Source organism: Billgrantia campisalis (assembly GCF_022341425.1).
In the GTDB taxonomy this organism is placed as follows: Bacteria; Pseudomonadota; Gammaproteobacteria; order Pseudomonadales; family Halomonadaceae; genus Halomonas; species Halomonas campisalis.
The window spans coordinates 281,922-296,686 of sequence record NZ_JABFUC010000002.1; the positions used below are offsets into that span (position 1 = coordinate 281,922).

Below are 14,765 nucleotides of genomic sequence, written 5' to 3' on the forward strand. Positions count from 1 at the left end.
TCACTCCCCCTTGAAGCTGGGCTTGCGTTTTTCCATGAAGGCGGCCACGCCCTCGCGATAGTCGTTGGTGCGGCCGGCCAGGCGCTGCAGGTCGCGCTCCAGGTCGAGCTGGGCGTCGAAGTCGTTGTCGGCGCTGGCGTGCAGGGCGCGCTTGATCAGCGCCAGGCCACGAGTCGGCTGGGTGGCCAGGTGGCGGGCCAGGGTCAGCGCCTCGTCGGCCAGGAGCTCGTCGTCCACCACTTTCCAGATCATGCCCCACTGTTCGGCCTGTTCGGCGCTGAGCTTGTCGCCCAGCATAGCGAGTCCCTTGGCGCGGGCCATGCCCACCAGGCGCGGCAGGGTCCAGGTGCCGCCGGAGTCCGGCACCAGGCCGATCTTGCAGAAGGCCTGGATGAAGCTGGCCGAGCGGGCCGCCAGAACGATGTCGCAGGCCATGGCGATATTGGCGCCGGCGCCGGCGGCCACGCCGTTCACCGCACAGACGGTGGGAAAGGGCAGGTCGCGCAGGGCGCGCAGCATCGGGTTGTAGCGCTTCTCCAGGGACTCGCCGAGATCGGGTGCCTCGGCGCCGGGAGCCACGTTGCGGTCCGAGAGGTCCTGGCCGGCGCAGAAGCCGCGGCCGTTGCCGGTGAGCAGCAGGGCGCGCACGCTCTCGTCCTGGCGCGCGGCCTTGAGCGCCTGGCGCATCTCGGCGTGCAGCTCGGCGTTGAAGCTGTTGAGGTTGTCGGGACGGTTCAGCGTGAGGCGGGCGACGCCGTCTTCTACGGTATAGAGCAGGGGCGCTTCACTCATGGTCGATTTCCTGTGGTCAGTGCCCGTTGAAGGTGGCGGGGCGTTTTTCCTGGAAGGCGCGGATGCCCTCCTCGCGGTCCTGGGTGCCGGCCAGCAGCGTGAAGGCGTGGCGCTCGAAGCGCAGGCCGGTGGCCAGGTCGGTGTCCTCGGCCTTGTGCAGGGCCTCGCGGGCGAGACGAACGGCCAGCGGCGCCTTGGTGGCGATGGTCTCGGCCACGGCCAGGGCACGCTCCACGGTCAGCTCGGGCTGAGTGATTTCGCTGACCAGGCCGGCCTCCAGGGCGCGGCGGGCGGAGATGGGTTCGCCGGTGAGCACCATCTGGGTGGCCAGCGCCTTGCCCACGGCGCGCACCAGGCGCTGGGTACCGCCGGCGCCGGGCATGATGCCCAGGTTGATCTCGGGCTGGCCGAAGCGGGCGTCCTCGCCGGCGATCAGGATGTCGGCGTGCATGGCCAGCTCGCAGCCACCGCCCAGGCAGAAGCCGTTGACCGCGGCGACGATCGGCTTGTTGAAGCGCGCGATAGCGGCCCAGTGGCGCTGGCGGGGGTCCTCGAGCATGCCGACTAGGTCGCGGGCGGCCATCTCCTTGATATCGGCCCCGGCGGCAAAGGCGCGCTGGCTGCCGGTGATCACTACGGCGCGCACCTCGGCGTCCTTCTCGGCGACGGCCAGGGTCTCGGCCAGCTCCGCTAGCAGGGCGGTGTTGAGGGCGTTCAGTGCCTCGGGGCGGTGCAGGGCGATGCGCAGCACCCCCAGTTGCGGCCCTTCGATGATCAGGTGGTTCGGCATGGTGTCCTCATCTCTGGCGCGGCGTGAGCGGGGCAGTGAGCCGCCGCCTGTCGCGGGCGGCATGAGGCCGAGTATAGGTATTTTTTGATACGCATCAAATCGGATGGATGGATTTTATTGTATCGTATTCTAGTTGATTTTCCTTGTTTTTGCTTTGATGTCAGCGGGTTGCTTTGTTATAACGCCCCTCGCGACCGGCAGGTTAGACCATGGTCGAACCTCGAGCGTTCGCTGAGGTTTTGATTGTTTAATTTTTTGATATTAAAAGTATTTTTATAATTTTTTCGACATCTTGCCGGGAGCGGGCTCGGGCGGATGGTTTGATGTTTCGTTACGCTATGGATAGTCTCGCGATATATTTCGTATCGAATAAAGTTGCCCATGGCAGGAGCCACGCATGTCCCAGCAAGCCCAGCAGATGCTCGACCGCCATCGCGAGACCCTCGACCAGGCCGTCGAGGCCATCACCACCCGCGGTTACTGGAGCCCCTATCCGGAGAGCATCAAGAAGTATCCGGAAGAGGCCGTAAAGGGCGCCCCCGCCCGCTTCGAGGCGCTGCTCCGGCAGCCCTTCTCCCTCAAGACCCCTGCCGTGGCAGGACAGGTCGGTGCCGAGGTTTCTCCTTACGGCTTCGAGCTGGGTGTCACCTATGACCAGCCCGAGCAGGGTGCACTGATCACGGCCATGCAGGCGGCCATGCCGGCCTGGCGCGATGCCGGCGCCGAGGCGCGGGTCGGCGTCTGTCTGGAGATCCTGGCGCGGCTCAATGCCCTGAGCCCGGATATCGCTCAGGCGGTGACTCATACCAGTGGCCAGGCGCCGATGATGGCCTTCCAGGCCGGTGGCCCCCACGCCCAGGATCGCGGCCTCGAAGCCGTGGCCTACGCCTGGCAGGCGATGTCCCGGGTGCCGGCGGCGGCCAAGTGGGTCAAGCCTCAGGGCAAGCATGATCCGCTGGTGCTCGACAAGCGCTACCATATCGTGCCGCGCGGCATCGCCCTGGTGGTGGCCTGCTCCACCTTCCCCACCTGGAACACCTACCCGGGCCTGTTCGCCAGCCTGGTCACCGGCAACCCGGTGATCCTCAAGCCGCACCCGGGCGCCATCCTGCCGGTGGCCATGACCGCCCGCGTCGCCCAGGAGGTCCTCGAGGAGGCCGGCTTCGACCCCTGCCTGGTGAGCCTGGTGCCCGACAGCGCCGAGGCCCCGGTGACCAAGGCGCTGGCGCTGAATCCGGCCGTGAAGCTGATCGACTTCACCGGCTCCAACGCCTTTGGCGAGTGGCTGGAGTGCAACGCCACCCAGGCTCGGGTGTTCACCGAGAAGGCCGGCATCAACACCGTGATCATCGACAGCGTCGAGCAGATCAAGCCGGTGGCCCAGAACCTGGCCTTCGGCCTTAGCCTCTACTCCGGCCAGATGTGTACCACCACCCAGGCGATCTATGTGCCCAAAGAAGGCATCCAGACCGCCGAGGGGCCGCTCTCCTTCGACGAGGTGGCCGGAGCACTCGCCAAGGCCGTCGAGAAGTTCCTCTCCGACAACGACCGCGCCTGCGCCGTGCTGGGTGCCATCCAGGCGCCGGCCACCGCCCAGCGTATCGAGGCCTGTCGCGAGCTGGGCGAGGTGCTGCTGGACAGTGAGACCCGCGAGCATGCCCAGTTTCCCAAGGCGCGGGTCCATACCCCGCTGCTGCTCAAGGTGGATGCCAGTCAGCGCGACGCCTTCAGCGAGGAGCGCTTCGGCCCGATCAGCTTCGTGATCGCCACCGACAGCACCGCCCACAGCATCGAGCTCGCCCGCGAAGTGATTGGCGAGAAGGGCGCCATCACCCTGGGCGCCTACACCACCGATGACGCCGTGGCCGACCAGTTCGAGCGGCTGGCCATGGACGTGGCGGCCCCGCTGTCGCTGAATCTGGACGGCGGCATCTTCGTCAATCAGTCTGCCGCCTTCAGCGATTTTCATGCGACCGGCGGCAACCCGGCGGCCAACGCCTCCCTGTGTGACCAGGCTTTCGTGACGCCCCGCTTCGTGGTGGTGCAGAGCCGTCGCCATGCCCCCGTCGAGGCCTGAGGAAGCCAAGCCATTCTTGGCAAGGGGCGCCGGGGGCAGGCTGAAGAGGAGGTCATTTGCCATGGGTGAGGAGCACTGCTCCGAACGGGCTGGCCATGGATGGCCAGCACCGGCCCTGCTAGCGGAGCAGGACGCGAGAGCGCCGCAGGGCAAATGTAGCGCCCAGGGACGGGTTTACAGCGCCTCCTCGCAAGCCTGTCACCGGACATCCCCTGCCCACTGAGAACAAAGGAGACGTGTCATGCCCTGCTATCGACTCGAGGGGGTCACCCCGGTGGTGCATCCCAGCGCTTACGTTCATCCCACCGCCGTGCTAATCGGCGATGTCATCGTCGGCCCGGGCTGCTATGTGGGCCCGGGTGCGGTGATGCGCGGCGACTTCGGCCAGCTGGTGCTGGAGGAGGGGGCCAACCTGCAGGATACCTGCGTGATGCACGGCTTTCCCGGCTGCGTCACCAAGGTGGAGCAGAATGGCCATATCGGCCACGGTGCCGTGCTGCACGGCTGCGTGGTGGGCCAGGATGCCATGGTCGGCATGAATGCCGTGGTGATGGATGGCGCCGTGATCGGTGAGCGCTCTATCGTCGCCGCCGCCGCCTTCGTCAAGGCCGGCTTCGAGTGCCCGCCCCAGTCTCTGGTAGTGGGGGCGCCGGCCAAGGTCAAGCGTGAGCTCAGCGACCAGGAAGTGGCCTGGAAGCAGCAGGGCACTCGCGAGTACCAGCGCCTGACCGAGCGCTGCCGCGACAGCCTGGAGCCCTGCGAGCCGCTGGCCGAGCTCGATGCCGATCGCCCGCGGCTGAATGCCGGTGACACCCAGCCCAAGCAGCAGACCCTGGGCCAGGAGAGCCGGTCATGAGCATGAGATGATGTGATTGGCTGATGCTGTCTGCAACGCAAACACCCCCTGCCATGGCAGGGGGTGATGGCGTTCCTGGCGCGGGGAGCGCTCCTGGGAGCGCCTACTCCAGCCCGCCGAAGCGTTGGTAGAAATTGGGGCCGGGAGCGGGCAGCGGGCCTTCGGCGGTTTCCAGGTGGCGGTCGAGCCAGCGTTCGGCGCGCTGATAGATGGTGCGATAGATGTTGCGACACAGCTGGTGGGCATTGCGGCCCTCCCAGGCGGTGGGCAGCAGCTCATCGGGTAGCTGCGGGTCGCGCAGCTGCACCTTGCGGTACTCGTGGATGAGCAGCGTACGGGCGATAAAGCAGTCTTCCTCGCCGAGGTGGTTCTCCTCGTTCAGCGCCTTCCAAAGCGGGCGAAACTGGGTCAGGAAGCGCTGGTAGTTATCTGCCAGGGCATCGAGGTTCCAGCTTTCGCGAACCTGAAGACGTAGCGGCTTGCTGGCCAGGGGCTCCATGGCCTTGGTCTGCATGACGATGGCTTCCTCGGCCGCGCCCTGCTCCTGAAGGGCGGCGATGGCTTCGCTGCGATCGAGGGTGGGGTGGGCGAGTACGCCGGGGGCGAAATGGCCAAAACCCAACCACTCCAGCTCCTCGCGCACTTTTTGACGATGAGTCGCCTCGAGCTGGGTCAGCAAGACCAGGGTCCACTGGCCCGACCAGGGGGGCTGGGTGCCGTGATAGACCCGTTTGAAGGCCTGCTCGAAGCGCCGGCGGCCTGGTCCGCTGAGGCTGTAGTAGCTGCGTCGACCCACCTTCTCCCCTTGCAGCCAGGTTTCCCGGGTCAGTCGATAGACCGAGGTGCGCACCAACCGCTCGTTGATGCCGATGGGATCTACCAACTTCGAGAGGCTGCCCAGCCACACCATGCCGCCCCTCGGGGCGATGGCGTCGCCATAGACAGTGATAATCAGCGAGCCGGCCCGAATGGGGCGGCGCTTCTGGAAGTGGTCGACGAGGGTGGCGACACAATCGGTGGCTGACGACATGGTGAGAACCGGATTCCTTTCTCGGTGATCCTACCGATCTGATGGCAGAGGGGGAGGAAGGTGGCGCTCCATTGTATCACAACTATCGCCCCTGTAACGGCTTTCAGCTAGCGGGCAATGCTGGAACGTGATACGGCCGAGATCGTTTGATGCGGAAAAGCCGGTCGTGCTTTCAGGAGCCGGGCGCGTGCCCACCCAGCCGAGAGGTGCTCTCAGCGGCGGTCTCGCGTAGCAGATCGCCCAGGCGCGATGCCGGGATGGTCGCCGGAGGGTATCGCGACCTGCTGAACGTGATGCGCAAGCTCGAGCGGCAGCTGGAGCCCAGCCGCTAGGATAGGCTTATTGTGGCGTGCAGGCGGGGGTGGCGGCGCTGGCCGGCATGACAAGGCGAAGGTAGAAATCGCCGCCCATGTTGCAGCGGGTGCGCCCCTCTCCGGTGAAGTCGACGAAGCAGTCGTGCTGGGAGTGGCCGCCGGCACTCACCTGGTTCCAGAACCAGCCCTCGGGGGTATCCGGAAAGGCCTCGCTGTCGATGGCCATGCCGCCGCTGGCGCCAGGCTGCAGCAGGCCGCGAAGCTCATGAAAGCGTGGCAGTCGCCAGGGGCACTCCGCGCTCGACAGGGCGTCGACCTGAGCCTGCACCGCACGCCAGCTAAAGCGCCCGGCCTCGCCGTGGCAGCGTCCCTCGGCGTAGCGCTGGTCCAGGCTGCAGCGCATCCAGATCAGCTCCTGGGCGGGGTCGCCCACCAGGCCTGAACCAGGGAAGGTGTACTCGCTATCCATCGGCTGATCGGCGCAGGCTGCGCCGCCGACGGCCAGGGTCAGGGCGGCGGCAAGGCCGAGACGCCGCACCCTCACGCCTTTTCCCGAACCGCCTCGGCGGTGGGCACCTTGCCACCCAGCCGGGCGGTGATCTCGGCGGCGGTCTCGCGTACCAGCTCGCCCAGGTCGGCCAGGCGCGACTCGGGGATCCGCGCCACCGGGCCGGAGACCGAGATGGCCGCCAGGGGCGTGCCGTGCTGGTCATGGATGCAGGCGGCCACGCAGTGCAGGCCGATGGCGTGCTCCTCGCGGTCGCAGGCGTAGCCGAGTCGGCGCACCTCCGCCATGCCGGCGCGCAGCGCCTCGGGGGTGTGCAGGGTGTTCTCGGTGACCCGGGAAAGGCCCTGTTCGGCCAGCACCCGCTCGAACTCGTCGTCCGGCAGCCAGGCCATCAGCGCCTTGCCCACGCCGGAGGCGTGCAGCGGGGCCCGTGAGCCGAGCCGGGTGATCATGCGCATCATCTGCGGCGATTCGCTCTGGGCCAGGAACACCGCCGTGCCGCCGTCGCGGATGCCCAGGTTGGCGGTCTCGCCGGACTGGGCGGTCAGCCGGCGCAGGAAGGGGCGGCTGGTGGCCACGAAGTCGCGTGCCTCCAGGAAGCTGTTGCCGATGCGGAAGGTCTTGACGTCGACCTTCCACACCCCGAGTTCGGCGTCCTGGGTGATGAAGCCCTGGCTCTGCAGGGCCTGTAGCAGCCGGTGGGTGGTCGAGGGGGCCAGGTCGACCGTATCCGCCAGCTCCGACAGCGCCAGCCCGCCGGGGGTGGCGGCCAGCCGTTCGAGCAGATTGAGCCCGCGCACCAGCGACTGGCTGTGGCCGCTGGTGCTCTTGCCGGGGCCGGGGGGGCGCCCCGCCGATCTGCGTTTGACTTCACTCACCTGGGTGTTCTCCGTCCGGTTGGCCTAGGAGCCCGACAGGCTCCTACCTGGCCGGTTTAAAGGGCATGCCGTCAGGATACCCGTTCCGCCCGGCCTTGTCTTGAGTCCGGAAATGCCTTCCATTTTACCGCTTTCAGCGGTGACGCCAGCGCGGCGGGCGCTTGTCGATGAAGGCGTCGATGCCCTCGCCGACATCGTCGGCCATCATGTTGGCCGCCATGGTGTCACCGGCAAGCCGGTAGGCCTCGTCCAGCGGCAGCTGCAGCTGGCGTTGAAACAGTGCCTTGCCGGTGCGCAGGGCCACGGCGCTCTTGGCGCAGAGTCTGGCGGTCAGCTCGGCCAGGGCGGCATCCAGCGCCTCGTCGTCGGCGACCCGGTTGACGAGCCCCCAGTCGCAGGCGGTCTCGGCATCGATGAACTCACCGGTGAACAGCAGCTCCAGGGCGCGCTTGCGGCCAACGTTGCGCGATAGCGCCACCGCCGGGGTCGAGCAGAACAGCCCGACGTTGATGCCCGAGACGGCGAAGCGTGCCGAGCGGGCGGCCACCGCCAGGTCGCAGCTAGCCACCAGCTGACAGCCGGCGGCCGTGGCCAGCCCCTGTACCCGGGCGATCACCGGCACCGGCAGGGCGACGATGCGCTGCATCACCTCGCCGCAGCGGGCGAACAGCGCCCGGTAGTAGGCCTCGTCGTGATGAGCGCGCATCTGCTTGAGGTCGTGGCCGGCGCAGAAGGCGCGGCCCTCGGCGGCGATCACCACGCAGCGCACCCGATCGTCTTCGGCGAGACGGGCAAGCTCCTGGCCCAGGGCCTCGAGCATCGCCTCGGAGAGGGCATTGAACTGGCGCGGACGGTTCATCGTCAGGGTGGCGACCCCGGCCTCGTCGTGGCGAATCACCGGGCGGTCGGTGTCGGAAACCGGCATTGTCGTATCCTTCTATAAGAAATGGCCCGCCATTAGCCTAGCCGGTAGAGGGCGGGCTTCGTTACCCTTGCGACCAAAGACGGTGCCACCGTCGCGCTGCCCGGGAGAGAGCCATGACCGATTCCACTCGCTATCCGCCGGAGGGGGAGACCCTGCACAAGGGCATGCCCCAGACCGGCAACCGGCTGCTGGCGGATGTCAGCCTGCCCGCGGCGGTGATCCATGAGCCGGCGCTGGCCCATAACCTGACCTGGATGCAGCGCTTCGCCGACGCCCACGGGGCGCGGCTGGCGCCCCACGGCAAGACCACCATGGCCCCGGCGCTGTTCCAGCGCCAACTGGACGCCGGGGCCTGGGGCATCACCCTGGCCACGGCGCCGCAGTGTCGGGCGGCCTTCGCCCACGGCGTCATGCGTCTGCTGATGGCCAATCAGCTGGTGGGCGAGGCCAACATGGCCATCATCGCCGACCTCGTCGAGGCCGGCGCCGACATCTACTGCGTGGTGGACAGCGCCGAGAATGTCGGCCAGCTGGGGCGCTACTTTGCCGCCCGCGGCCTGCGCCTGAAGGTGCTGATCGAGCTGGGCGTTGAGGGCGGCCGCTGCGGCTGTCGCGACCAGGACGAGGTGATGGCGCTGGGCGAGTTGGTGGACAGCGAACAGTCGCTGGTGCTGGCCGGGCTGGAGGGCTATGAAGGCGTGGTGTACGGCGACGACCCGGTGCAGGCGGTGCGCGCCTACGCCTGGCACCTGGTCGAGGCCGCCCAGGCGCTGGATCACGACGGCCTGATCGAATCGCCGGCCCCCTTGATCACCGCCTCCGGGTCGGCCTGGTACGACCTCATCGCCAAGGTGCTCCAGGAGGCGCGCCTCGGCGCACACTTCGTGCCGGTGCTGCGCCCCGGCTGCTATGTGGTCCACGATCACGGCATCTACCGGGAGGCCCAGCGCGACGTGCTGGGGCGGCGCCCGGAGCTCGACCGTGGGCTCAAGCCGGCGCTGGAGGTCTTCGCCCAGGTGGTGTCGCTGCCCGAGCCGGGACTGGCGATCGTCGGGCTGGGCAAGCGCGATATCGCCCACGATCAGCTGCCGGAGCCGCTGCGCCGCTATCGCGAAGGGGGAGAGGCCGAACGGGTTCTGCCGGTCGACGGCTGGCGGGTGACCCGGCTGATGGACCAGCATGCCTTCGTGGCGCTGCCCCGGGACGAGGAGCTAGTGGCCTTTAACGGCCGGGTGCGGGTCGGCGATATCATCGCCTTCGGCGCCTCTCACCCCTGCCTGACCTTCGACAAGTGGCGCCGGCTGTGTCGGGTCAACGAGGCCCTGGCGGTGGAGGAGGTGATCGCCACCTGTTTCTGAGCGCTCAGCGGCGTTGCTCGAGATCGGCTCGGGCGGCCTCGCCCGCGGCCTTCAGCCGAGTGAGCCGGTCGCCGAACAGGTAGGCGCCCAGTGCCACCAGGATCAGGCCCGCGCCCGCGAGCATGGAGGCCGAGGGCTGCTCCTGATTGAGCGTCATGCCCAGGCCCAGCGCCAGGATCGGGGTGATCAGGGTGACCAGCGCCACGGTGGCGGCGGGCAGCCGCGAGAGGATCAGGAAGTAGCAGAGAAAGCCCAGCAGTGAACCGAACAGCGCCAGGTAGAACACCGCCCACAGGCCGCGGGTGGTCAGCGGCACGGCGGCGGGTTCGCCGCTGGCCAGCCACAGCATCAAGAAGCACGGCAGGCTGAGGGCGAGGGCGCCGAGGGTCTGCTGCAGCGGCCTCAGGCCGGCGGCAACGCGTTGAACGGCGATGCCGCTGCCGCTGAACAGGGTCACCGCGGCCAGCATCATCGCCAGGGCGCCCAACTGGTCGCCACCGAGTGCCAGACTGTCGGCAAACACCACCGCCAGACCTACCACGCCGAGGGCGCAGCCGATCCAGTGCCAGCGGCGCAGCCGCACCGCGCCGGGTAGTGCCTGGAGGATCAGCCCCGAGATCAGCGGCGCCATGCCGAACATCACCGACAACATGCCCGAGGGCAGCGTCATCGAGGCGTGGTAGCTCAGCGCCATGGCGCCGAACACCCCCGGCACGGCGGCGGCGTAGCTCGCTAGTGCCGCCCTGTCGTAGCGCATTGCGCCGCGCTGCAGCACCGCCATGACCAAAAGACCTGCCAGGAAGGCGATCAACATGCGCAGCATCACACTGCCGACGGGAGCGCCGGCCTCGGCGCTCCACTTGATGGCCAGCGGTGTGGTGGCCCACACCAGCACTACGATCAGATAGGCGGCTCCGGTCGGCATCCAGGGTCCCTTTGGTTGTCCGCAGGCAGAAAATTGTTCGGACATTAACAGTTAGCACAAGAAACACTGCCGCGTCGAACCGCGTTTGCCAGTCGCTTTGCCGGCGGGTGTCGCCCTTGGCCTCGCCGACCCCGTCGTCCCGCCAAGTTCTGGTACACTCAGCGCCATGACATGTGTCCTGGGAGGTGTGATGGGAACAGAGCTGAGTGATTTCGAACACAACATGCGGCGTGAGATCGACGCCTTTCTCAAGCCGGACAAGGGGGCCAGGACCGAAGCCCCCAAGGCGCGCCGCAGCGAGGCGTCACGCTCGCCCGGCCAGCCGGCCAAGGCGCTCAAGACCGGTCACGTCGTCAAGCTGGCCGTGCGCACCCGCCCCCTCGAGCGGGATACCGTCTTCGAGCATCGCTCCACCAGTATCTCGAAGCTGGAAGCCCAGCTCGAGGCCGAGAAGGCCGCGAGGAAGGCGGGCTTTCCCATCATCGGCCATCTGATCGAGATCCAGCGCCTGTAACACGGCTTTGCCGGCCGCTGGTTCGACTGGTGCCCCAGGATGCGAGCGATGAGCCGGCCAGTGAGCTGCTGGCGCAGATCCATGCCGAACGGGTGGCACAGAGCAAGCGGCAGTGCCCAGGCACCGTAGGCGCCAGAAGGCGGAGGAGGCAAGCTCATGACAGCTTCCGTTGCACAGCTGCTGGCGCAGCTGCGCCTGTTGGACGAGTCCGAGCGCATCGAGGCTAAGCGCGGCCAGCAGTTCGGCAAGTCGATGCTGGAGACTATCTGTGCCTTCGCCAACGAGCCGGGCTTGAATGGTGGCTACCTGTTGCTGGGCGTCGCCGGTGATGGCCAGGGCCACTATCGTGTCGAAGGCGTTCCAGACCCGGATGCGCTACTGAACGACCTCCAGACCTCCTGTGCCTCGGTTTTCAATGTGCCGCTGCGGGTTCAGGCGGTGACAGAGTTCATCGAGGGTCAGCGGCTGGTCGTAATTCAGGTGCCGGAGGCGCGCCCAGCCGACAAGCCGATCTATTTCAAGAAATCGGCGCTGCCCAAGGCCGCCTGGCGGCGTGGCCCCAACGGAGACTATCGCTGCAACGAGCATGATCTGGAGCTCCTCTATCAGCAGCGCGCCCAGGTCGAGTTCGACCGCTCGGTGCCACCCGGCGCACGCCGTGATGACATCGATCCGGATGCCATCAATGATTATCGTCGCGATCGCAGCAAGATGAACCCCAGTGCTGAGGAACTCGGCTACAGCGACGATGAGCTGCTCGAGGCACTGGGAGCGGCAGTTTGGCAGCATGGCGAGCTGACGCCTACTCTGGCCGGCATCCTGCTGTTCGGTCGGCGCATGGCCATACGTCGGCTGATGCCTGCTCACCGGGTCGACTATATCCGTGTGACCGGGAAGGAGTGGATCGAGAATCCCGATGAGCGTTTCACCACCCTCGACATGCGCGACACCCTGCCACGATTAGTCAACCGCGCCTCGGCCGCTGTGATGGATGATCTGCCCTCGGCCTTTCACCTTCCCCAGGGCAGTATTCGGCGAGAAGATAAACCGCTGATTCCTGCCAAGGTGATACGAGAGGCGATCGTTAATGCAGTGATGCATCGCAACTATCGTGCCAACCAGCCTGTGCAGGTCATTCGGTTCAGCAACCGCATCGAGATACGAAACCCCGGCTACTCGCTCAAGCCGGCTGAGCAACTGGGCCAGCCCGGAAGCGCCTGGCGCAATCCCGTGGTGGCCACCGTGCTCCATGAGATTGGCTACGCGGAAACCAAAGGTAGTGGTATCCGCGTCATGCGACGGCAGATGGAGCAGGCGGGGCTGACGCCACCGGTCTTCGAGTCGGTGCGGAATGAAGATCGCTTCATGGCGACGCTGCTGTTTGTGCATTTCCTGGACGCTGAAGCGGTCGAATGGCTAAAGCACTTCCGCCACTGGGCGCTTTCCGAGGAGGAGTGTCGTGCGCTGCTGTTCGTGAGGGAGACGGGGCGGATCACCAACGCCGACTATCGGGACCAGAACCGTGTCGATACCCTGGCGGCTAGCCAGCAGCTCACGCGCCTGCGAGATTTGAGTATTCTTCAGCAGGTGCCAAGAGGGGCCGCAACTTATTACGTGCCTGGCGAGCACTTCCCTGATTCAGCGGGCGGTGCAGCTCTCCTTTGGGATAGCCAAGTCGGTTTGCCGCTGGAGGACGAGGCCCTGCCTGGCAACCCCGGGAGCTTACCTCCGGAGTCAAGGAGCTTACCTCCGGAGTCAGGGAGCTTACCTCCAGAGTCAGGGAGCTTGCCTCCGGGGTCAGGGAGCTTACCTCCGGAGTCAGGGAGCTTATCTAGGAACTTGCTGGTGGCTGAGCTACCTGAATGGCTGGTTTCCCGTCTTGAGGCAATCGGACAGCGCTCACGAGATAAGCGTCGAGTACGTGAGGTGCTTCGAGCCCTGTGTGCCGAGCGGCCATATCGTGCGGCCGAGCTCGCTCTGCTACTGCAGCGAAATCAGGAATACCTGCAAAAAGAATATATTACACCGATGCGCCAGGAGGGTGAGCTGGTATATCGGTACCAGGATGATCCCAACCGGCCTGACCAAGCCTATGTGACGCCAGACGGCCCAAGGGAGGCCGAATGAACACCGCAAACGTGTGCCTCCAGGGTTTGGAACTTCTGCTCTCCCTGCGCGATGGCCGCGTGAGCTATGGCAACTAGCATGCGGACGTGTACGCAGCGTCTCCGAGGAGTTGGCATCATCGCTGGCGACTACAGCGGTCGCCATCAGCACAACGAACGCCGCCGTGTCGAGGCGACACGGCGGCGTTGGCGTGCTCGGCCCGGCCAGGGGCCGCTGAGCCTTCACTCCTCGAAATTGGTCTCGGAGTAGAGCACCCGCACGCGCAAGGTGTGCTCGACGTGGCGCAGGGCGTCCAGCGCCTGGGGGCCGTAGGCCTTGTCGACATCGATGACCACGTAGCCGACCTTGTCGTTGGTCTGCAGGTACTGGCCGGAGATGTTGATGTTGTTCTCCGACAGCACCCGGTTGATCTCGGAAAGGACGCCGGGCACGTTGTCGTGGATGTGCAGCAGGCGGTGCTTGTCCGGGTGGGCCGGCAGCGCGACCTCGGGGAAGTTGACCGAGGTGACGGTGGTGCCGTTGTCGGAGTAGGTGACCAGCTTCTCGGAGACCTCGATGCCGATGTTCTCCTGGGCCTCCAGGGTCGAGCCGCCGATGTGCGGGGTGAGGATGACGTTGTCCAGGCCGCGCAGGGGGCTGACGAACTCCTCCTCGTTGCCCTTGGGCTCCACCGGGAAGACGTCGATGGCCGCGCCGTACAGGCGTTGGGCCTTGAGTGCCTCGGCCAGGTCCTCGATCACCACCACGCTGCCGCGGGAGGCGTTGATCAGGATGCCACTGGGCTTCATCAGCGCCAGCTGTTCGGCGCCAATCATCCACTTGGTGGAGGCCAGCTCCGGCACGTGCAGGCTGACCACGTCGGCGCGGGCCAGCAGCTCCTCGAGGCTCGCCACCTGGTTGGCGTTGCCCATGCCGAGCTTGGTCACCACGTCGTAGTAGATGACGTTGAAGCCCAGCGACTCGGCCAGCACCGAGAGCTGGGCGCCGATGTTGCCGTAGCCGACGATGCCGAGGGTCTTGCCGCGGGCCTCGTGGGAGTTCTTGGCGCTCTTCAGCCAGCCGCCCTGATGCGCACGGGCATTCTTCTGGGGAATGCCGCGCAGCAGCATGATCGCCTCGGCCAACACCAGCTCGGCCACCGAGCGGGTGTTGGAGTAGGGGGCGTTGAACACCGGGATACCGCGTGTCAGGGCGGCGGTGAGGTCGACCTGGTTGGTGCCGATGCAGAAGCAGCCGACGGCGACGAGCTTCTCCGCTGCCTCGAAGACCCGGGCATTGAGCTGGGTGCGGGAGCGAATGCCGAGGAAGTGGACGTCGCGGATCTTCTCGCGCAGCGTCGCCTCGTCGAGCGAGGTCGGCAGATGCTCGATGTTGGTGTAACCGGCGTTCAGGAAATTGTCCACCGCGCTCTGGTGGACGCCCTCGAGCAGCAGGATCTTGATCTTGCTCTTGTCCAGGGACGTTTTGGCCATGGTCGAATCAACCCCTTGGTGTGGTGCGAGCCGTGCTGGATCAGGTGGGAAAACAGGGCGCTTATGGTAGCACAGTGGGGCGTCGGGAAGATGAAAATGCTGCGCTGCGAAGATGAACGCGCTGCACCTTGGTCGACGCTAGGCAGACGACCCCCGGGGGGGAGCGTGTATACTGTGGCCCCTGTATATATCGGCGACG

At 66.5% G+C, this 14,765-nt stretch carries 13 protein-coding genes; 5 read left to right on the forward strand and 8 right to left on the reverse strand.

What is annotated here, in order from left to right:
- Positions 1 to 792: a 2-(1,2-epoxy-1,2-dihydrophenyl)acetyl-CoA isomerase PaaG gene (gene paaG, locus HOP52_RS03305; RefSeq protein WP_238975840.1), complete on the reverse strand. Its 792-nt coding sequence runs from the start codon at positions 790 to 792 to the stop codon at positions 1 to 3.
- 16 nt (positions 793 to 808) lie between these two features.
- Entirely contained in the window at positions 809 to 1,582 is a 774-nt protein-coding gene (paaF, locus tag HOP52_RS03310; protein ID WP_238975841.1) for a 2,3-dehydroadipyl-CoA hydratase PaaF, read from the reverse strand.
- Positions 1,583 to 1,979: 397 nt separating this feature from the next.
- Between paaF and paaN the strand changes: the two genes are divergently transcribed.
- Together paaN and paaY are read left to right on the forward strand one after the other, a co-directional pair.
- Positions 1,980 to 3,659 (forward strand): phenylacetic acid degradation protein PaaN, encoded by a 1,680-nt coding sequence (paaN, locus tag HOP52_RS03315; RefSeq protein WP_238975842.1) that lies wholly within the window; start codon positions 1,980 to 1,982, stop codon positions 3,657 to 3,659.
- 241 nt (positions 3,660 to 3,900) lie between these two features.
- Positions 3,901 to 4,515 (forward strand): phenylacetic acid degradation protein PaaY, encoded by a 615-nt coding sequence (gene paaY, locus HOP52_RS03320; protein WP_238975843.1) that lies wholly within the window; start codon positions 3,901 to 3,903, stop codon positions 4,513 to 4,515.
- Positions 4,516 to 4,618: 103 nt separating this feature from the next.
- Here the strand turns inward: paaY and paaX are convergent, their stop codons facing one another.
- The 4 genes from paaX to HOP52_RS03340 form a co-directional block, all read right to left on the reverse strand.
- Positions 4,619 to 5,545: a phenylacetic acid degradation operon negative regulatory protein PaaX gene (gene paaX / locus HOP52_RS03325; protein ID WP_238975844.1), complete on the reverse strand. Its 927-nt coding sequence runs from the start codon at positions 5,543 to 5,545 to the stop codon at positions 4,619 to 4,621.
- 339 nt (positions 5,546 to 5,884) lie between these two features.
- Positions 5,885 to 6,403, reverse strand: a complete 519-nt coding sequence (locus tag HOP52_RS03330) for an Lcl C-terminal domain-containing protein (RefSeq protein WP_238975845.1) — start codon at positions 6,401 to 6,403, stop codon at positions 5,885 to 5,887.
- On the reverse strand, positions 6,400 to 7,245 hold the full coding sequence (locus HOP52_RS03335; protein WP_238975846.1) for an IclR family transcriptional regulator: 846 nt from the start codon (positions 7,243 to 7,245) through the stop codon (positions 6,400 to 6,402). The genes HOP52_RS03330 and HOP52_RS03335 overlap by 4 nt, the downstream gene beginning before the upstream one ends.
- Positions 7,246 to 7,378: 133 nt before the next feature.
- Positions 7,379 to 8,170, reverse strand: a complete 792-nt coding sequence (locus HOP52_RS03340; RefSeq protein WP_238975847.1) for an enoyl-CoA hydratase — start codon at positions 8,168 to 8,170, stop codon at positions 7,379 to 7,381.
- A 113-nt stretch (positions 8,171 to 8,283) separates the two neighbouring features.
- Between HOP52_RS03340 and HOP52_RS03345 the strand changes: the two genes are divergently transcribed.
- A complete protein-coding gene (locus HOP52_RS03345) occupies positions 8,284 to 9,528 on the forward strand; it encodes an amino acid deaminase (RefSeq protein ID WP_238975848.1) in 1,245 nt (414 codons plus the stop codon).
- A gap of 4 nt (positions 9,529 to 9,532) precedes the next feature.
- Here the strand turns inward: HOP52_RS03345 and HOP52_RS03350 are convergent, their stop codons facing one another.
- Complete coding sequence (locus HOP52_RS03350) at positions 9,533 to 10,453, reverse strand: DMT family transporter (RefSeq protein WP_238975849.1); 921 nt, start codon at positions 10,451 to 10,453, stop codon at positions 9,533 to 9,535.
- 190 nt (positions 10,454 to 10,643) lie between these two features.
- Between HOP52_RS03350 and HOP52_RS03355 the strand changes: the two genes are divergently transcribed.
- Together HOP52_RS03355 and HOP52_RS03360 are read left to right on the forward strand one after the other, a co-directional pair.
- Positions 10,644 to 10,967: a hypothetical protein gene (locus HOP52_RS03355; protein WP_238975850.1), complete on the forward strand. Its 324-nt coding sequence runs from the start codon at positions 10,644 to 10,646 to the stop codon at positions 10,965 to 10,967.
- 156 nt (positions 10,968 to 11,123) lie between these two features.
- Positions 11,124 to 13,094, forward strand: a complete 1,971-nt coding sequence (locus tag HOP52_RS03360) for an ATP-binding protein (RefSeq protein ID WP_238975851.1) — start codon at positions 11,124 to 11,126, stop codon at positions 13,092 to 13,094.
- 221 nt (positions 13,095 to 13,315) lie between these two features.
- Here the strand turns inward: HOP52_RS03360 and serA are convergent, their stop codons facing one another.
- A complete protein-coding gene (gene serA / locus HOP52_RS03365; RefSeq protein ID WP_238975852.1) occupies positions 13,316 to 14,566 on the reverse strand; it encodes a phosphoglycerate dehydrogenase in 1,251 nt (416 codons plus the stop codon).
- Positions 14,567 to 14,765 lie beyond the last annotated feature (199 nt).